Annotated in this window: 19 protein-coding genes and 1 tRNA gene; 9 read left to right on the top strand and 11 right to left on the bottom strand. The window is 42.1% G+C overall.

The genetic code is table 11. From position 1 onward, the window contains the following. Positions 1-104: 104 nt before the first annotated feature. The 9 genes from JXA84_07470 to JXA84_07430 all read right to left on the bottom strand — a co-directional run bounded on the left by JXA84_07470 (position 105) and on the right by JXA84_07430 (position 7,137). Positions 105-1,226 carry a hypothetical protein gene (locus JXA84_07470; GenBank protein ID MBN1151039.1) on the bottom strand — a complete coding sequence of 374 codons (1,122 nt, stop codon included), beginning with the start codon at positions 1,224-1,226 and terminating at the stop codon, positions 105-107. Positions 1,227-1,310: 84 nt separating this feature from the next. Continuing rightward, positions 1,311-1,799 (bottom strand): Hsp20/alpha crystallin family protein, encoded by a 489-nt coding sequence (locus JXA84_07465; protein MBN1151038.1) that lies wholly within the window; start codon positions 1,797-1,799, stop codon positions 1,311-1,313. 12 nt (positions 1,800-1,811) lie between these two features. After that, a complete protein-coding gene (locus tag JXA84_07460) occupies positions 1,812-2,183 on the bottom strand; it encodes an Hsp20/alpha crystallin family protein (protein ID MBN1151037.1) in 372 nt (123 codons plus the stop codon). Then, a complete protein-coding gene (locus JXA84_07455) occupies positions 2,167-2,583 on the bottom strand; it encodes an Hsp20/alpha crystallin family protein (GenBank protein ID MBN1151036.1) in 417 nt (138 codons plus the stop codon). The genes JXA84_07460 and JXA84_07455 overlap by 17 nt, the downstream gene beginning before the upstream one ends. Positions 2,584-2,747: 164 nt before the next feature. Then, a complete protein-coding gene (locus tag JXA84_07450; GenBank protein ID MBN1151035.1) occupies positions 2,748-3,803 on the bottom strand; it encodes a PASTA domain-containing protein in 1,056 nt (351 codons plus the stop codon). Positions 3,804-3,811: 8 nt separating this feature from the next. Continuing rightward, positions 3,812-5,383, bottom strand: coding sequence for a family 10 glycosylhydrolase (locus JXA84_07445; GenBank protein MBN1151034.1), 1,572 nt, complete (start codon positions 5,381-5,383; stop codon positions 3,812-3,814). Between the two features lie 43 nt (positions 5,384-5,426). After that, positions 5,427-5,500 (bottom strand) — tRNA-Glu (locus JXA84_07440). Beyond that, on the bottom strand, positions 5,491-5,796 hold the full coding sequence (locus tag JXA84_07435) for a hypothetical protein (GenBank protein ID MBN1151033.1): 306 nt from the start codon (positions 5,794-5,796) through the stop codon (positions 5,491-5,493). The genes JXA84_07440 and JXA84_07435 overlap by 10 nt, the downstream gene beginning before the upstream one ends. Before the next feature lie 45 nt (positions 5,797-5,841). Next, positions 5,842-7,137, bottom strand: a complete 1,296-nt coding sequence (locus tag JXA84_07430) for a hypothetical protein (protein ID MBN1151032.1) — start codon at positions 7,135-7,137, stop codon at positions 5,842-5,844. A gap of 222 nt (positions 7,138-7,359) precedes the next feature. On the opposite strand from JXA84_07430, the gene JXA84_07425 reads away from it, so the two are divergent. From JXA84_07425 to JXA84_07385, 9 genes are read left to right on the top strand one after another with little or no spacing between them, the layout of a single operon-like run. Further along, complete coding sequence (locus tag JXA84_07425) at positions 7,360-7,746, top strand: AgmX/PglI C-terminal domain-containing protein (GenBank protein ID MBN1151031.1); 387 nt, start codon at positions 7,360-7,362, stop codon at positions 7,744-7,746. 3 nt (positions 7,747-7,749) lie between these two features. Beyond that, positions 7,750-8,838 carry a DNA replication and repair protein RecF gene (gene recF / locus JXA84_07420; GenBank protein ID MBN1151030.1) on the top strand — a complete coding sequence of 363 codons (1,089 nt, stop codon included), beginning with the start codon at positions 7,750-7,752 and terminating at the stop codon, positions 8,836-8,838. Next, positions 8,810-9,148 (top strand): DUF721 domain-containing protein, encoded by a 339-nt coding sequence (locus JXA84_07415; protein MBN1151029.1) that lies wholly within the window; start codon positions 8,810-8,812, stop codon positions 9,146-9,148. The genes recF and JXA84_07415 overlap by 29 nt, the downstream gene beginning before the upstream one ends. Positions 9,149-9,160: 12 nt before the next feature. Beyond that, positions 9,161-11,083 carry a DNA topoisomerase (ATP-hydrolyzing) subunit B gene (gene gyrB, locus JXA84_07410; protein MBN1151028.1) on the top strand — a complete coding sequence of 641 codons (1,923 nt, stop codon included), beginning with the start codon at positions 9,161-9,163 and terminating at the stop codon, positions 11,081-11,083. After that, a complete protein-coding gene (gene gyrA / locus JXA84_07405) occupies positions 11,080-13,530 on the top strand; it encodes a DNA gyrase subunit A (protein MBN1151027.1) in 2,451 nt (816 codons plus the stop codon). Before gyrB ends, gyrA begins: the two co-directional genes overlap by 4 nt. Before the next feature lie 11 nt (positions 13,531-13,541). After that, entirely contained in the window at positions 13,542-15,095 is a 1,554-nt protein-coding gene (locus JXA84_07400; GenBank protein MBN1151026.1) for a methylmalonyl-CoA carboxyltransferase, read from the top strand. Positions 15,096-15,105: 10 nt separating this feature from the next. Further along, a complete protein-coding gene (locus JXA84_07395; GenBank protein ID MBN1151025.1) occupies positions 15,106-15,300 on the top strand; it encodes a hypothetical protein in 195 nt (64 codons plus the stop codon). Further along, positions 15,297-15,704 (top strand): biotin/lipoyl-binding protein, encoded by a 408-nt coding sequence (locus JXA84_07390; protein ID MBN1151024.1) that lies wholly within the window; start codon positions 15,297-15,299, stop codon positions 15,702-15,704. The genes JXA84_07395 and JXA84_07390 overlap by 4 nt, the downstream gene beginning before the upstream one ends. A gap of 2 nt (positions 15,705-15,706) precedes the next feature. Further along, positions 15,707-17,194 carry a pyruvate carboxylase subunit B gene (locus tag JXA84_07385; GenBank protein ID MBN1151023.1) on the top strand — a complete coding sequence of 496 codons (1,488 nt, stop codon included), beginning with the start codon at positions 15,707-15,709 and terminating at the stop codon, positions 17,192-17,194. 113 nt (positions 17,195-17,307) lie between these two features. On the opposite strand, the gene JXA84_07380 is transcribed toward JXA84_07385, so the two are convergent. Together JXA84_07380 and JXA84_07375 are read right to left on the bottom strand one after the other, a co-directional pair. After that, a complete protein-coding gene (locus tag JXA84_07380; protein ID MBN1151022.1) occupies positions 17,308-18,540 on the bottom strand; it encodes an aminotransferase class I/II-fold pyridoxal phosphate-dependent enzyme in 1,233 nt (410 codons plus the stop codon). A 13-nt stretch (positions 18,541-18,553) separates the two neighbouring features. After that, complete coding sequence (locus JXA84_07375; GenBank protein MBN1151021.1) at positions 18,554-19,510, bottom strand: L-threonine 3-dehydrogenase; 957 nt, start codon at positions 19,508-19,510, stop codon at positions 18,554-18,556. Positions 19,511-19,600 lie beyond the last annotated feature (90 nt).

Here is a 19,600-nt window from a genome sequence, read left to right as displayed (position 1 = left end):
TGGCCTCCTTTCTGCCTTTGTATAAATATATATTATATCATTTTCTTATCTATATTTAGCACTGATTTTGTATTTTTTCAACGAAAAAATTTTCGGGTAATGACCTACCGTAAAAAACTGATTTTGTAAGTTCCCATATCCGGTGAAGAAGCGAAATATACGGAAGGTTTTAAGCTCGCGGGAAGCTGGTAGATCGTTAAGTTTTGATCTGTGTTTGAAGGGTGAACGACAGCGACGATTCTACCTGTGATATCGTGCAAATTCAAAAATTCAGTTGAAAGCCATGTCTTGAAAATGACGCCGTTTTGGACATACAAAGCATGGTCTCGCGCAGGATGTTCTTCGACGAAAGTGTTGCTTTCAAGAAGCCAGCAAGAAAGGTTGAGAAAAAGTATTCTGTTGTCATGCTCTGTCCAGTTGTTTGGATGAGACGTAGGTCCGCTTTCGTCGCAGCAGGGAGAAGAATCGCCGACGCCTCCTACTTTTCCATCTCCAGCTCTGCAAGTCACGACGATTACCAAAGTCGTGTCCTGGGGAGAACCATTTTTCCATATTCTTCCAGTGAGTGAGTCGAGAGATGGATTCACTCCGGGGAAAACAGAAAATACGTTTCCCACGTGGTATGTAAATGTGTCCACTCTTCCATGGGGTCCGTGTATTATGGGATCATCAGGAGAATTCGACACATTGGTCCATGAGCCTGTGATGCTGTTGTTGTCTTCGTCTTTGACATGAAGATGCATGCCGAATCTCGGTTTGATGAATCTCTCGGGGTCGTTTCCCGGCGGAGTGGTTATATGAGGTTGAGTGTAGCCGTCGAATATGCTCGGTGAATCCCAGCCGTTGCCGTTTCTGTCGGAACTGTTGTGGTCTGCAATTATGAGAACGCTTCCTCCGGTTAATACGAAATTTTCAATCGCGTCCATTTCATGGACGAAGAACGTGTCTTGGGGTTCGGGAATTATGAACAGGTCCACGCCTGTAAAAGTCGAAGAAGTTACATAATCAGCGTTTATTCTTATCTGGTGTCCCTGTAGGTAGAGTTCATAAGCCCATGTAGAGAGCTGACCATTCCAAGAATTGGGGCCTGCCGGAGGATAAGGAGTCGGAATAGGAGCATTTTCATCGACAATGAAGTCGTAAGAGGAATAATTGGTCTGGCCATGAGACATGTCGAAAAGAACGGTTGAACCGGTTATGATAAAAAATAATAGAGTTAAAATCACCTTTGGATGATACCAGATATTTTTAACAAATGTAAACCCTGCGAGACGATCTCGCAGGGTGGGATATGGCTTTCTCGAACCGGGTTATTTAGTGTCACCTTTTTTAATCGCGATTTTTTTGATGTTTTCAGGTTTTTCCGATTTAGGCAGTTTTATCTCTAAGACTCCGTTTTTGAAAAATGCTTCAGCTCTGTCCGACTGAACATCAGCCGGAAGACCGATCACTCTTTTGAAATAGCCGGATTTCCTCTCGATGTAATGATAGTTTGCTTTTTCGGACTGTGTTTCGTCTTTTTTCTCCCCACTGATTTGCAGGGTGTTTTCGCTGATAGTTATTTCAATGTCTTTCTCGTCCATTCCAGGCAGTTCCGCGGTGACAGTGAAATTAGCATTGTCTTCTTTAAGGTTGATGGTCGGGAAAAAATCTTGTGACCTCATTGAAGGAAAGCTTTCGAATCCCGAAAAGAAATCGTCGAAAAGCCTGTTCATCTCTCTCTGAAAGGAAATCAGAGAGGTTTCGTTTTCGTTCTTTTGAATTTCTCTCTGCCATGGAATCAAATTTTTAAGAGCCATGGTGACCTCCTTTTATTTTTTCTTTATTTCGATTTTTTTAGGCTTAACTTCTTCTGAAAAAGGAAGGAACATTTCCAAAACGCCATCGTTGAGTGAAGCGCTGATTTTGTCGCTTGAAACATTTTTGGGAAGAGTGAACTCCCTTTGATAATCGCATTCTTCGAATTCCCTGTGGAGCGTTTTGAATGACTGCGGAAAAGAATCAATGTAAGCCGCTTTTACTGTTAGAATGTTGTTTTCGACCGATATATCAGTGCTGTTTTCGTCTGCACCCGGTAAATCAATGAATATCTTAATTCCATCTTCGCATGAAACAATGTCAGTTGCTGGTTTACAGATTCTAGTATTGGTGGGTTTGCTTTTCTGCTTATCGTCTATTATCATCATATCCTCCTATTTTTATTTTTTTGGGTTTATCGGCTTCTGCCCTCTCAAAGGTCACGGTCAAAATTCCATTTCCGTAAACTGCGTCGTATTTTTCAGTATCCACCTTGAAAGGGAAATTGACGGTTCTCTTGAATACGCCGAAAACTCTTTCTTCCTTCAGTTTTTGTGAAACTTCATCTTTTTTTCTTTCAAGGGTAACTGTCAGAGATTCAGGGGTGGCAGTTATTTCCATCGAACTCATTCCGGGAGCAAAGAATCTGATGGAAGCTTTATCGTTTTCTTCGTATATCACGCATGGAGGGTAACCCGCGTAATATTCCTCAAGGGCGGCTTTGATACCTGTTCTCAGCCGTTTTATGTCTTCGTACGGATCGACTGGAATAAAATTGTATATCATTTTGCCTCCTTTGTTTTCCGAAAATAAAATTGTTTGGAAATTTAATTTTGTCAAGTGGCCTATGAGGTGAATGAGTGAGAAGTTTAAGATAAACTTACTTGTCAGAAAGTGTTATTCGGAGAGGCCTATTCTCAGATGTCTCAAAAAAAGACAGCAACGCTCGATTAAAACTGCATGGTGTCGGGTATGCCCGATGAAACGAAGACTCTGACGGTATCGCCTTTTATTGAAGTATCTCCAGCCGCCGGATTTTGAGACAGAACTGTTTTCGGGGGAGACGGATCCGCGGTTTCTCCCTCCAAGTATATGGTTAGATCTGACTCTCTCAATTTCAATTCGGCTTCGTTGAAGGTCATTTGTACGACAGAGGGGACGATTATGATTTCCATTCCAAGAGATACGTAAATATTAACCATTTCTCCGGGGACAATCTGTGATCCGCCTTCAGGTAAAGTGCCTATTATCCAACCCTCTTGAACAGTATCGCAAAAAACCGATTCAACCTCGAAAGAAAGATTTTTTGACGATATTATCTGTAAAGCTCTTTCAAGGGGCAAGCCTACAAGGTGAGGAGCGACTATGAAAGAATCTTGGGGAGCATCTGTTTCTTCGTAATGGATGTTTATCCATATTTCAATTTGAGATGGATTGGATATATAAGTTCCTGCCGGGGGGTCCTGGCGTATAATTACACTGTCAGGAATTTGATCGTTAAAAGAGGTAAAGTGTATGTTTGAGGGAGGTATCGAGTCAAGACCGTTTTCGTAAAGAAGGCTTGACGCGGATTCGAAATTCAACCCGTAAAGGTCTGGTATTTGTTTTTTTTCAGGGTTGAGACCTGAAAGTTCAATAAAGTTATCGGTAAAAACAAAACCTGAAGAAAGCCCGGAAGTAACCGAGAAAACCGTTAAAAAAGACAGAAAGAAAAATTTCAGGAATCGGTCTTTCTTTGATTTTCCGTATGTGATTTTTACGGCGAATTTTGATAGTATCAAAGACCAGATAAGAGAAAGAAGAAAAATTAAAAAATAACTCAAAGCCAGAAATATAAAAAACTTTTTCAGGTCGGAGGGGTTGATTCCGGATAGTTTAAAAAGAGAGAACAAGGAAATTTTGGAAACCACGAACATGACTAACGCAGATACAAGCGATCCGGCGATGATTGATAAAATAAAATTAAAAATCGTCTGTGAACCTACTGCGCTTTTATTTACGGGCATGATTGATTTTATTCCCGTTGAGTTGAATTGTCAAATTCCCGGTTGTTTTCGATTTCACGCAACAGAGACCAGAAAATAACTTTTCTTTTCTCTTCTTTATCAAGTTCCCAAAAAAATTTTGTTTCATCGGATAGTTCTACCGAGTGCGCGAAAAATCCGATTCTTCCGTCGGGTGTGATGTGGCTTTTTTCATCTCCAGGGAAGAAAAAAGGAGGATTTGTATCGCTGAGGCAGACCACTTTATTGTCGGGACAGTTTAAGAAGGGTGATTGACCTGAGTTGAACATGTAACAGACTTCTTCAGGATTCGCTCCGTTTTGAAGAAAACGAAACGCTTCTTTTATCTGGAAAATGTCGGCGTCTTCTCTGAAAATAGCGGTGAATAAAAGGTTCTCTTTGAAACTAATTTCGGCAGAGTTGAGTGAATCTAAAATTGAGTAGTATTTTTCGTCTATCCTGCGAAATGCCGAGAGGCAATTTTCATCGATTTCAATTGGAAACGGAAGGTTGAATTCTGGGCTTTCATGACAAGTTGAAGAGGTGATGAAATCTACCTGCAAAATGTTTGAGAGATCTGACACTTCAGAATATTGTGTACCGGGAAGAAGGCGGACTGTTCCGGAAGTTCTTTCTTCAGCACCTGAAATAAACGATTTTGAGACGAGTACGACGTTTTTTCCTTCGAAAAGAAAAACCGTGTCGTTTGAAAAAGAGTCTACGAAAAGAAATATGAAATCGGTATTCCAGTGAAGCCAATTTTGACCTAAAGATAAAGAAGTTTGGTTGACATCGGGAAATGAAGTCGCGGCGGTGACCATGTCCGGTTTAAGATTCTTTACGGTTTTGACAAGGGAGAAAATTATCGAGTCGATATTCTCGATTCTTGATGAATTACCAGATACATACCTGTATGCTTGCCATTGGTTTAATAGAACACTCGGTTCTTGAGGTGAAGATTCAAACAAATCTTGGATATCCATTTCAGCGGATGTTACAAAAAAATTAGCGGGGAAATCCTCGGAAGGATATCTTACGAAATCGAATATTATTCCGTCTGCGTTGTAGTTGGATACGAGCTCTCTTGCGATGGAGACGGCAAAAGATACCACCTGAGGATTTGACGGATCTAGATATATGCCTTCATAACCCTCTTCAAGAAGTGAGTCCAGAGGGATTAAAGCGTTGTTGGTCCTGAAGTTTGCAAGGTCGAGGACAGACCATTCAGGGTGTAAATCAAGGACATGACCTGGATCGTCCGGTAAAGTGTAACCGGAATAAGCTAAAAGCGTGTTCATCCAGAGGTAGACCTTGAATCCTCTGGCTTTAAATTCTGCGATAGCGAGGTCGAGATGGTCGTAATCCATATTCTCATGAGTGGGTATAACAGTTGATGGATAATAAGCTTTTCCGTTTTTCACCACTTGCAATATCACTGTGTTTAGGTTTTCGGAGGTATTGAAAAAATCCGAAGATTCATGAACTTCGTGTAAAAAATCTCCTGGAAGCCATACGGCTTTGATCTTTCCTTCTTGAGGAACATATTGGCTTGCTGTCAGAAATAAAAATATAAATATTCTCATAGTTACGAATAGGGCGGATGCAAAAATTCATCCGCCCTTTTTTTCACCCGTACGGGACTTGAACCCGTACTCTTCGGCTTGAAAGGCCGATGTGTTAACCAGTTACACTAACGGGTGTTTTTTTTACACCACTTGATGGTTTCAAATATTGAAAAAAACAGAACTGAAAAAATTGTAATTATAAGAACTGCAAAGCCCCATGTCCAGTCATTTTTTATCAGGCTGTCAGAGAGCAGAAGAAATGGGTTAAGAAAACTGAATAGGTATAAGTTATCGGGAGAACCAGCCGTGAGAGAAGCGACAAAAGGTGTAATGGTCAAAGCGAGAAAAAGAAAAATTCCATAGGCGTAACGCTTGCAAAGTATCTGACCCAAACCGGGAACTAAAAGAGAAAAAAAAACTTTTTTTGGCAATTAAAACCTCGTCTTTTTTTTGCCCGTTGTATTTCTGATGCGGTATTATTCGTTTTCAACTGCAACTGTTTTACCCGTCAACTGCTGAATTTCTTGTACGTGAGATTCAGCTTCGGCGGAATCGTTGAACGAACCAAGATGAATCTTGTACATGCTCTGCCCTGCTGAGATAAACCTGGTTACTCTGATCTGGTACGCGGGTGTAGAAACAGTCGGCAAAAAGCTTATAGTACTTTTATCCAAAGTCTCAATTGTCGCGAAAAGGTCGGGTAAATCTGAGCATTGAATTGACAAAGAGTAACTTTCTGAAAGATCGTCCCCTATATTTTCGGCTGAAAATGTCGGTTCACCCGAGAACGAAAGTATGAAATTACCCTGGTAGTCGTATATGCCCTTTTTTGCGTCTCCCGATAGAACGCATACGTTGGGATTTTCAAATACCGTTGAAATTGAATTTAGACCGGTGAGGATTATTTTTTCATACGAAGGGTCGAAAGGGTTATACGCGCTGAGCATCTTCGTAGAACCTATTTCCCAGAGTGAATAAACATAACCGTTTCCGAGGTTTATCATCAACGAAGACATCAAATTGCTGCTTATCAGAGCGTTTTGGAGAGACAAGAGGATCTCGGATGTCTTGCCCGAAGATGATATTTGAGCGTAATAAATTTTGTTGCCGGCAGAGTAAACACACTCTCCTTCTATGTTTAGTTGCCAAATGCAAGGGTCGTCAAACAACTCTATTTTAGCGGTTAAATTGCCTTCTAACGTCAAGATGAAGACATACCCCTTGGTAAATGAATACGGTTTCCTGTTGCCGGCTCTAACTGGCGGAAGATGGTTGCCGGCAAGGCAGGCAATGTTGCCGTCTGACAGAAAATACGGGTCTCTGGCCGGAAATATAAGTATGGGTGCAAATTTGTTTTCAACTGGTATGAATTGATATACATAAGTGGTGCATGGAACAGAAGCAGAATTGTTTTGTGAGCTTACGGCTATATATTCTCCGGTGGCGTCCCAACTGATTGATCTTATCATGCCAGATTTTTGCGAAGTAAATGAACTGCCATCCTCAACATTCAAAACCGCAAAAGCGTATGCACCCTCAGTTTCGATTGCCACAGCTATAAATTTTGAATCGCGGGACCATGCCAAGGGCTGTGTAACCGGACCAGGAACAGGCAGAGTTTTCCAAGCACCTGTCGAAATTTCGAGAATCCCGATTTCACCATTCTGGAGGAGAGCTACCTGAAAACCAGCGGGTGAAAGTTGACCTCCAGTAAAATTTCCCGCGGGAGCCCACGATAAAACAAATATTGGAATTAGCGTTATTAAATGCATATAACCCCTTTTTTTCTTTATTCTATAACTTAACCATACATTTTTCAAGTGAAAACTCTTAAAATCGGGGGGGTGATTTGTAAAAAACGTACCATGGTTTTTTCTTGATAAGTGGACCAAACCCGTTTATAATACAATTTTTGACATTAACCGTTTTGACCAGTCCGGTTTTCCTTGATGTTTAAGAGCAGTTATAATATAATAAGCGCAAGGAGGTGTGGTTTGAAATACGTCTATATACAACTTTTATTGATTCCCTTGTTTTTTTCTTGTGGCCCCAAAACTCCCGAAATAAGATGGGAGAGCGGTCTTGTAGGCAACAGAGCTCCAGAATCACTTGAATACTATTTTGATTTGCAAAAAGACACAATTGCTAAACTGTACAAGAGCAGGCTTTACTCCAACTCTGATCTAAACGGAAGTTTCACCCTGCATTTTTACGTGATGAAAGATGGAAAAGTTCAATCCGTAAACCTTGAAGATTGCACGATAACAGACTCTTCTCTACAGTCAATGATAAGGTTGGCCGTGGCTGATTGGAATTTTCCGAAATCAGATATCGACAGTATTGAAATATTCGTTCCTGTCTATCTCCTCCAAGAGGAATGATATTTGCTTATAAAGCGGCTCCATCTGAAAAATTTCAGAAATTTCGAAAACGCTGATTTAGATTTGGAAAGAGGGATCAATTTTTTTTACGGTGACAACGGCAGTGGAAAGACCAACTTGCTCGAATCACTACATTGCATTTCTTATGGAAAATCCTTTCGAAACGCTTTTGAAGACGATCTCGTGAGGTTTTCTTCAACGGGTTTTTCAATTTCGGTTGTTTTTGAAAAAAAAGGCGAGGAGATATCTCTCAGCGTCAAATATTCAGGTAGAAAAAAGGAGTTCAAGAAAAATGGGACTCAGCTGGACAAAAAATCTGATTTGATAGGAGAACTCGCAGTGATTCCGTTCTCCCCTGAAGATGCTGACGTTGTATCCCAAGGTTCGGCACAGAGGAGAAGAGCACTTGACATACTGCTGTCTTCTGTCGACGGCGAGTACCTCAAATCCTTAAGATGGTACAACAAGACCCTAAGGCAGAGAAACGCTCTTCTTGAAAGAATCAGGAACAAGGAAAGCCAGGAAGCTGAAATAACTTCATGGGACAAGATGCTCGCTTTGTACGGAGAATACATAATCAGCGAAAGAGGCAAAATCATTGAAAGCCTGAAAGAGAATATATTGAAACTTCTCGAACAGATGAAGTTTTCTTTTGAAAGTGTTGATTTGAAGTATTATCCGTCTATAAAAAACGGTGAAATTTCGGAAAAATTGGCATTGAACTTAAACAAAGACCTGAATTTGATAACCACAACACAGGGACCTCACAGAGACGATTTCGTGTTTTTTCTCAACGGACTAGACGCGTCGAAGTTTTCTTCAAGAGGACAACAGAGGCTTTTGTCGTTTTTATTCAGATTAGCTGAAGTCGACATATTTAAATTTTTTGCGGGGGAATACCCCGTAATAATGATTGATGAGGCTTTTATTGAACTCGACAAAAATACAGTGACTAAACTGGAAGAAAAAATATCTTCTTATCCGCAGGTTGTTCTGGCATCGGCAGACAGAGAAGTTATAACCGAAGATAAAGTCAGCTCTTATTTTGAAATAAGCGATGGAAATGCAAAAAAAATTGTCAAAAACCGATAAAAACCGGTATAGAAAAACTCTGTGGGTAAATGATATAATCGCTGATGTATTGGGCAATATTTTCGATAAATCCGAAGAGGGCGTCGCCGGAGTTCTTTGGAGCGAAACCATCGGACCGCCAATCAACCTTCATACAAAACCGCTATTCACAAAAGGAGGAGTTCTGACCGTCGAGGTTGAAAATCCAGTATGGAGACAGCAGCTGGAATTCCTCAAAGAAGAGATCATGACAAAATTGAACAAAAAACTGCCTCAGAATAAAAAAATTTCAAAGATCAAATTTACCGACCCGAAAGCTCGATTTAATTAATAAGGAGAAAGGATGAAAAAGAACGAAGCCACTTATGATTCAACTCATATTCAAGTGCTGAAAGGAATTGAAGCTGTCCGTAGAAGACCGGCTATGTACATAGGTGACTCCGGCGTAAACGGCCTTCACCATCTTTTACAGGAAGTTCTTGACAATTCAATTGACGAATTCATGGCGGGATACGGCGATAAAATTTCTGTGGTATTGCACGAAGACCATTCGGTTTCAGTAGAGGATAAAGCCAGAGGAATTCCAGTGGATTTTCATGAGCAGGAAGGGAAATCCGCACTTGAAATTGTCCTGACAGTTCTTCATGCTGGGGGCAAGTTTGACAGCCAGACGTATAAGGTCTCCGGAGGGCTTCATGGCGTAGGACTCAGTGTCGTGAACGCTCTTTCTAAGTGGCTGACAGTCGAAGTCAAAAGAGGCGGGAAGAAATATTTCCAGAAATATGAAAAAGGAGTGGCAGTCACCCAAATTGAGGTTTCAGAATCGGATTCAAAAATCACTACGGGTACGCTTATTCGATTTCTTCCTGACCCAGAAATATTTGAAACAACGGTATTTTCTATCGAAAGAATAGTCGCGAGAATCAAAGAAATAGCTTATCTGAACCCCGGGTTGTCTATTGATCTCACTGATGAAAGAGAAAAAGGGAAAAAAATGTCGTTTTCTTTTGCAGGAGGTTTGAAAGATTTCATTAAATTCCTCGACAAGGCAAAATCACCGATAAACCAAACCATCTACTTTTCAACAGTCCAGGACAAAGTGACTATGGAAGTCGCTTTTGAATACAACAGAACCTACAACGAAACTGTTTTTTCTTTTGCCAACAACATCCACACAAAAGAGGGGGGTACGCACCTGACTGGTTTCAGGCAGGCTCTGACAAGAGTTATAAACGATTACGCGAAAAAGGAGAATTTTTTAAAATCCGTCAAAGATCTCGATTCTCTTTCCGGAGAAGACGTAAGGGAGGGATTGACGGCTGTAATTTCTGTTAAAATCCCTCAGCCTCAGTTTGAAGGCCAGACAAAAACCAAATTGGGGAACAGTGAAATAAAAGGAATGGTCGCTTCATTTGTCGGAGAAGCTTTGACAAGGTATTTCGAGGAAAACCCGCAGGAAGCTTCAGCCCTGGTTGGAAAGGTGGTTGACGCAGCCCGAGGAAGGCTTGCCGCGAGGAAAGCCAGGGATCTTGTAAGAAGAAAAGGGGCTCTGATGTCGGATGCGCTTCCGGGAAAGCTAGCAGATTGTTCAGAAGAAAACCCGGAAAAATCCGAACTTTTCATAGTAGAGGGGGATTCAGCAGGAGGATCGGCAAAACAGGGTAGGGACAGGCATTTTCAGGCTATTCTCCCGTTGAGGGGTAAAATCCTCAACGTCGAAAAGGCGAGACTCGATAAAATACTTTCCAACGATGCAATAAAAACAGTAGTCGCCGCAATGGGAACCAGCATTGGAAAAGAGGAATTCGACATAACCAAACTGCGCTACAACAAAATTATTATCATGGCTGACGCTGACATTGACGGGGCACACATAAAGACGCTTCTACTTACATTCTTTTTCAGGCACGCAAGGCAGGTTATTGACAACGGATGCCTTTACATCGCTCAACCGCCTTTGTACGGAGTGAAGGTAAAAGGAGCGAAAGAAATCAAATATCTTTTCAGCGAAGAAGAGTTGAAAAAAATACAAGATGAAGATACGAACATTTCAGGAGTCCAAAGGTACAAAGGACTCGGGGAAATGAATCCAGAACAGCTCTGGGAGACGACTATGAATCCTGAAAAAAGAGTAATGAAAAAGGTCAGCGTAGAAGTCGCTGAAGACGCTGAAGAAATATTTTCAATTCTTATGGGAGACGACGTCGAACCGCGCAGACAATTCATAGAACAGAACGCGATCAAAGTGAGAAATCTTGACATATGACGGAGGGGAAGAAAGTGTTTAAGAATTTGGAACCAGTCAGCATAGAGAAAGAAGTCCAGGACTCTTATATAGATTACGCGATGAGCGTCAACATAGGAAGAGCGATTCCGGACGTCAGAGACGGTCTGAAACCAGTTCACCGCAGAATTTTATACGCAATGAAAGAAATCGGACTGCACCATAATAGGCCTTTTAAAAAATCCGCAACAGTTGTCGGAGAAGTTCTCGGAAAATTTCATCCTCACGGAGACGCCGCGGTTTACGACACCCTCGTCAGAATGGTCCAGGATTTTTCTCTCAGGTATCCTCTGCTCGAAGGGCAGGGAAACTTCGGAAGCATAGACGGCGATTCCGCGGCGGCTTACAGATACACAGAGACTCGGTTGGGTAAGATCGCCGCTGAACTCCTCGCGGATATTGACAAAGACACCGTGGATTTTGTGCCCAATTTCGACGGGTCTCACAAAGAACCCGTGGTTTTACCGACTAAATTCCCTAATTTGATATTGAATGGTTCTTCCGGTATAGGCGTCGGTATAGCCACTAACATCCCTCCCCACAACATGAACGAAGTAATGAACGCCTGTATCGCTCTGGTTGACGACCCCGAAATGGATTTGAAAAAATTGCTTAAATTAATACCGGGTCCTGATTTTCCCACCGGGGGAATTATCGTCGGAACAAAAGGGATAAAAGAAGCATACGCGACCGGGAAAGGGCAGATTGTAGTCGAATCAAAAGTTCACATTGAAGAATCCCAAAAGTCTTCAAAAGAAAAAATCGTTATAGATGAAATCCCCTACATGGTAAACAAGTCTGCTCTGATAATGAAAATCGCCGACTTGGTAAAAGAAAAGAAAATTGAGGGAATATCCGACATTAGGGACGAATCAGACAGGAACGGACTGAGGATAGTTATTGAAATTAAAAAAGACGCCGATTCAAGAATTGTTCTAAACCAGGTCTTCAAACACACTCAGCTGCGGACTTCTTTCAGCTGTCTTATGCTTTCGATTGTCGACGGTACACCTAAGACTCTTCCTTTGAAAGATATGTTGGTTCGTTTTTTAAAACACAGGGAAAACATTGTCAAAAGGAGAACGCAATTTGAGCTCAGCGAAGCCGAAAAAAGAGCTCATATACTCGAAGGACTGAAAAAAGCCATTGAAGAGATTGATGCCGTAATAGAGACAATAAAAAAATCTTCGGACACAGAAACAGCTTGTAAAAACCTTGAAAGAAAATTTTCTCTGACCCAGGTTCAGGCTCAGGCGATACTGGACATGAAACTAGCGAAACTCACTTCCCTTGAGTCAAAAAAAATTGAAGAAGAATACCTTTCCCTGATAAAGGAAATAGCAAGGCTCAGAGCGATTCTCGAATCAAGACAACTTTTACTGAATCTACTCAAAGACGAGTTCAGGCAGATTAAGTCTACATACGGCGACAAACGAAGGACTCAGATAAAGCTTGATGAGCTTGAAGAGGTAAATATTGAAGATCTGATACAGGAAGAAGACGTCGTCATAACGTTGACGAAGAAAGGTTACATTAAAAGGCTTTTGGTATCCGCTTACAGGCAACAGGCTAGAGGCGGCAAAGGCGTGATAGGCACAAAAGCTTATTCTGAAGATTACATTCAAGATCTCTACGTCGCTTCCACCCACGATTACCTCCTTTGTTTCACCGACAGAGGAAAACTGCATTGGTTGAGGGTTTTCAACATTCCGGAAGCAGCGAGGGACGCGAGAGGAAGATCTCTTGCAAATATCCTGGATCTGTCAAAAGAAAGCATTAAAAACGTGCTTTCTGTCAGGAATTTCGAAAACGACAAATTCGTATTGATCTCCACAAAAAAGGGAAACGTGAAAAAATGCTCACTTGAAGCTTTCTCCAGACCGCAGAAGAAGAGTATTAAAGCCATCTCTCTCGACTGGGACGATGAGCTTATCGGGGCGGTTGTCACGAACGGAGAAAACGAGATCCTACTTTCGACGAGAAAAGGAAAGGCGATTTGCTTTTCAGAAAAAGAAATCAGAAAAATGGGAAGAACAGCCGCTGGGGTGAGAGGTATCAAACTCGATAACGGCGATTACGTTGTCGGTATGGTCAGGATAGAAAAGGGTCTGAGTGAAAAAACTTTGATTTTCACAGCCTGCGAAAACGGTTATGGAAAATTGACTTACGATGAAGATTATCCCCGTCACCACAGAGGAGGAAAAGGAGTAATAGGGATAAACACGAGCGAAAGGAACGGAGATGTCGTGGTCGTAATGGCTTTGTCTAAAGATGACGAATTGATATTGATAAGCCAGACTGGTAAAGTGATAAGGATACCTGTAAAAGAAATAAGGAAAACAGGAAGAAACACTCAGGGAGTCAGATTGATGAAACTTGAAGACGAAGGAAAACTCGTCAGCGCGGCACTCGTTTCAAAAAATGACTGAAAGGGGGTAGAGTGAAGAAAAATATAAACGAACTCATTCAAGAGCTTGTGGACAGAAAAGAAATTGTTCTCGATTTGGATGAGCAAAGAGCCGTCAAGCAGCATGCTAAAAACAAAAAAACAGCGAGAGAGAGAATTTCTTTACTCCTCGATAAAGGTTCATTTATTGAAACCGACATGCTCGTTCACCACAGAGCGGAGCAATTCGGAATGAGAGATAAAGAACTTCCCGGAGAAGGAGTTGTCACAGGTTATGGTTTCATAAACGGGAGACTCGTTTACGTTTTTTCCCAGGATTTTACGGTTTTCGGTGGTGCCTTAGGAGAGATGCATGCTTTGAAAATCGCCAAGATTCAGGATCTGGCTCTTAAAACGGGAGCTCCCCTAATAGGAATAAATGATTCTGGCGGGGCGAGGATTCAGGAAGGAGTGGATTCACTACATGGATACGGGCAGATATTTTACAGGAATTCCAGAAGCTCGGGTGTAATTCCCCAGATAAGCGTAATTCTTGGCCCTTGCGCCGGAGGAGCTGTTTACAGCCCGGCTCTGACAGACTTTGTCTTTCTCGTCGACAGCGTAAGCAACATGTATATAACCGGACCCAAAGTCATAAAAGCCGTTACGGCGGAAGATGTATCTTCGGAAGAATTAGGAGGAGCGTATACTCACAACGCCATCAGCGGAAACGGTCATTTTATCGCTCAGAACGAGGAAGAATGTTTTGAAATGGTTAAAAAGCTCATATCCTACATACCTTCCAACAACATTGACGATCCGCCTTATTTCAACTCAGGCGACGACATCAACAGGATGGATATGGATCTGAGGTATATCGTCCCCACCGAAGGCAAACAATCCTACGACGTCATTGAAGTGATAAAAAAAATAATCGATGACGGAGATTTTTTTGAAGTTCAACCCCTTTACGCTCAGAATATGGTGATAGGTTTTGCCAGGATAGCCGGCATTTCGATCGGTATTGTCGCCAATCAGCCCAAAGTACTGGCGGGTTGTCTCGACATAAATTCTTCGGATAAAGCAGCGAGGTTCATAAGATTTTGCGATGCTTTCAACATTCCAATCGTCACTTTTGTCGACACTCCGGGTTTTCTACCCGGTAAAACACAGGAATTTGGCGGTATAATCAGGCATGGAGCCAAACTCCTTTACGCTTATTCCGAGGCGACGGTTCCTAAAATTAACATAACCCTGAGAAAATCATATGGAGGCGCTTCTGTTGCGATGTGCAACAAAGACCTCGGAGCTGATTTCGTCATGGCTTGGCCTCAAGCTGAAATTGCGGTGATGGGAGCCGATGGCGCAGTTGACATCATATTCAACAAAGCGATTCAAGCCACTGCGGACCCTGTTAAAAAGAGAAAAGAACTGATAGACGAGTACACGAACACTACCACCAACCCTTATGAAGCTGCCAAGAGGGGATTGGTCGATATGGTAATACTTCCAGAGGAAACCAGGATGAGGTTGGCAAGTGCGCTTTCGATTCTCGTGACCAAACAAGATTCTCTGCCGGCCAAAAAGCATGACAATATGCCCCTTTAGAGGAGATAAAATGAGTGAATTGACGGAAGAAAAAATAGTTTTGATTTTTGCCGCACTTTCCGAGTATTTTAAAAACGAAAGGGTTGGTTGCAAAATTCTCTCCATTAAACCTGTTCACACGAGCGACATAAACCTTTGGGGAATAACGCGGCGTCAAATTGTAATGAACCAGAAATCTTCATTCAAGAGAGGGTGGAAGAAATGAAGAGAAAATACGAAATAAAATTCAAAGGGAAAAAATATGAAGTTGAAGTCGAGGAAATTACTTCTCCGGAAATATTGAGAATGGCGGGACAGGTCAACAAACCTTACATCCCTCCTCCTTCACAGATCGCACCGAGAGAAATCGTGTTAAAAGATGCCGGACAAAAAACAAAAAGTGCGGGTGTTAGCGGTGGAAAAGAAGTGACCGCGCCGATGTCGGGAACCGTGCTGTCAATAGACGTCAAAATAGGCGACGATGTGAAAACAGGAGATCTTCTTTTAAAACTTGAGGCGATGAAAATGGAAACGGCTATCAACGCCACCGCTGACGGGAAAGTGTCAGAAATATTTTGTTCAAAAGGACAGAGCGTGACAGCGGGTGAACCTTTGATCGGACTGGAGTGAAAATGTCGGTTAAAATAACTGAGACTGTATTCAGGGACGCTCATCAGTCTTTGATGGCGACTCGTTTCAGAACTGAGGATATGATTCCAATTCTCGAAAAAATGGATCAAATGGGTTATTGGTCTTTTGAAATGTGGGGAGGGGCAACTTTTGACACAGCTCTTAGATACCTAAAGCAGAGCCCATGGGACAGAATAAGAGAATTTAAAAAAAGAGTGAAAAAAACCCACCTTCAAATGCTTTTGAGAGGTCAGAACCTCGTGGGATACAGGCATTACGGTGATGATATTCTCGAAAGGTTCGTGAAGAAAGCGTTCGACCTCGGTATAGATGTCTTCAGGATATTCGACGCTTTAAACGACGTCAGAAACATGGAAAAGTCCATAGAAACGGCTAAAAAATGCGGGGCGATAGTTCAAGGAGCGGTAAATTACACCATAAGTCCCGTTCACACTCTTGATACTTTTGTTGATGTCGGGAAAAAACTAAAAGACCTGGGAGTTGATATCATAACAATAAAAGACATGGCGGGTTTGATATCTCCGGTCGCCGCTTTCAATCTTGTCTCAAAGATGAAAAAAGAGATAAAACTCCCGGTTTGTCTTCACAGCCATTGCAGCGCCGGTCTTGCCCCGATAAGTTATTACGCCGCGGCTCAAGCCGGAGTGGATCATCTCGACACTGCAATATCCCCTCTCTCGCAAGGAACTTCGCAGCCTACAACTGAAAGTATCGTCGAAGCGCTCAGAGAGACGGACAATCCCACGAGTATAAAAGACAAATACTTTCCTGAACTGATATCTTTTTTCAATTCCATAAGAGAAAAGTATTCAAATTACTGGATTGATCTCGCGGAGAGAGTCGACGTGAGAGCTCTCATATACCAGGTTCCGGGAGGCATGTTTTCGAACCTCGTCAGCCAACTTGAAAAACAGGATGCTATGGATAAGTTTGAAGATGTACTCAAGGAGATTCCAAAAGTGAGAGAAGAGCTCGGATGGGTTCCACTGGTCACTCCGACGAGTCAGATTGTAGGAACCCAGGCGGCTATGAACGTTCTTCTGGGTGAGAGGTACAAAGTCGTGATAAAAGAGGTCAAAGATCTCTGCAAAGGCTTGTACGGCAGAACGCCTGCTCCAATCGACAAAAAAATAATGAAACTCGCAATTGGCGACGAAAAAGTCATTATCGGAAGACCAGCAGACACTATCGGCAAAGAATGGGATAAGATGAAGGATGAAATAAAAGATTTAACCCAAGATGAAGAAGATATATTGTCATACGCTCTTTTCCCTCAACCCGCGAGGGATTTCTTTGAATTTAGAAAAGATCCAATGAAACAGAAAGACAAACAGGAAAAAGACGCAAGAGACATTTTTATCCCTCAAAACCATCCTTCAAGAAAGTTTGTCATTAGCGTAGACGGGGAGGATTACGAAGTAGGAGTGACCGAAGTAGGCCATTACACCTACGATGCATACGAAGATTAGAGGGGAGAGAATCTCCCCTAATCCGAAAGCTTGTTAATTATACTAGAGGAGAGGTCCTCTCTCCTAATCCGTGAACTTGTTAAAAAAAAATTAAAAGGGAGAAATCCCCTTCTTTATTTTTTTTCTTTGTATTTTTTCAGAACTTCAATTACGCAATCAATGTCGTGAGGAGTGTGATCAGCGTTTACTTGAAACCTAATCGTTTCGTCTCCTTTCGGGACAACCGGGTAATTAAGTCCTGTCGCCAGAACTCCGTTTTCCACAAGGAATTTGACGAGATCAGCCGTTTTTTCGGTGTTTCTTACGAGAACAGGAACGATTGGATGGTCGCTGACGATAATTTCAAAACCGAGATCCAGAAGGCCTTTTTCGAATTTTTTCGTCATGCTTCTCAGGTGTTCTAATATTTCTGCGCCTTTTTCGCTGTTTATAATCTCCAAAACTTTTATAACCGACGCGGCTTCGGAAGTAGTGATCGGGTTGGAATAGATATACATGGGTGAAGATTCCCTTAAAAAGTTGATTATCGTCTCATCCGCGGTGACGTAACCGCCATTTACGCCGAAGGCTTTGCCTAGAGTTCCAATTAAAATATCGATCTTTCCGGAATTCGTGTATTCTTCTGTCCCTCTTCCTGTTTTGCCAAAAGCGCCCACTCCATGGGAATCGTCAACTATTAAAATTATGTTTTCGTCGAAATTGGAATCGTATTTTTTTATGATTTGCGTGATCTTGTCCAGAGGCGCGTAGTCGCCTCTCATGCTGAAGATGCCGTCGGTTATTATCAGTATCCGGGAAGCTTTGCCGACAAAACTCTTGATTTTTTCCTCCAGATCGGATACGTCGTTGTGTTTGTATATGGTCTTGGCTTTCGGTCTTGAAAGTTTGACCGCATTAATTATGCAGTTATGGTTCAATTCGTCGCTTATTATTACTGTTTCAGGTGAAGCAAGAGCAGATATTGTGCTCAGTACAGTTACATAAGCGGCGCTGAATATCATCGCGTCTTCTCTTCCATGAAACTTGGCGAGCATTTTTTCCAAATCTCTGTGCGGTTTATGTGTTCCGCTGATAAATCTGACAGCGCCTGGTCCTACTCCGTATTCACTGACAGCTTTTTCTTCGGCTTCAACGACTTCCGGTCTCAAAGACATACCGAGGTATGAATTCGAATTCATCTTGATGTATTCTTTTTCCTCAAAACCTTTCAGAAAATACCGAGGACCCTTTTCCCCCTGTGGCTTGATGATTTTTTCTATGATGAATTCTTTTCCTTTCGCGGTACCTTTTTTCTTCAGGTCCGCTAAAGAGGAAGCGAGGACATTTTCAAGTTTATTTACCGGCATAACTGACCTCCTGTCATCCGTTGATCTTTTTTGAGAGTTTTTCCAGCATATCTTTTGTCATCGCTGAAAGCGTGTAATCAGGTTTCCAACCCCATTCATCCCTCGCCGCGCTGTCGTCTAAACTGTTTGGCCAAGAGTTGGCTATCGACTGTTTAACTTCGTCGATTTCGTAATATATGGAAAATTCCGGTATATGTTTTTTAATCTCTTCAGCGAGGAGTTCCGGAGTGCAGCTGAAGGCAGTGACATTGAAAGCATTTCTGTGTTTTAGTTTTGAAGGGTCGGCTTCCATCAATTCAACTGTAGACTTAAGGCAGTCGGGCATGTACATCATGTCGAGCATTGTGTCGGATTTGAGAAAACAGCCGTATTTTCCCTTCTTTATAGCTTCGTAGAAAATCTCAACGGCGTAGTCCGTCGTACCCCCTCCGGGAGGGGTTTCATAGGAAATTATGCCGGGGTATCTCAACCCTCTCGTGTCGACTCCAAATCTATTAAAATAGTAGTCGCTCAGGAGTTCTCCGGCGACTTTGGTCACTCCGTACATAGTGGAAACTCTCTGAATAGTGTCCTGAGGGGTCTTGTCTTTCGGGGTCTCAGGCCCGAAAGCGGCTATTGAACTGGGAACGAATACAGCGCATTTTTTTTCTCTGGCTATTTCCAAGACATTGTATAGTCCATTCATGTTGATATCCCACGCGAGCTGAGGATTTTGTTCCCCTGTCGCTGAGAGAATCGCCGCGAGATGGTATATGACTTCTATTTTGTGCTTTTCAACGATTTCAGTGAGAGCTTTATAATCTCTGCAGTCAACTTTTTCGACCGGACCGGATTGAATTATTTTTTCAGAGGGTTGAGTTCTGTGTATTCCAGCGACGATACCTTCAGAACCGTATCTACCTCTGAGATACATAGTCAATTCAGAGCCGATTTGTCCTGCAGAACCAGTTACGAGAATTCTCTTCAACATTCCTCCTTGAAAGTTTTGATATTTTGCGCGATTCTTTAGGGACCGATGAACCCTATAATACTTCAAAAAACAATTTAGGTCAATTGGACT

It is taken from the genome of candidate division WOR-3 bacterium (assembly GCA_016926475.1).
Taxonomy (GTDB): Bacteria; SDB-A; SDB-A; order SDB-A; family SDB-A; genus JAFGIG01.
Note: the sequence above shows the minus strand (reverse complement) of the source record. Positions and strands in the feature narration are given on the sequence as shown.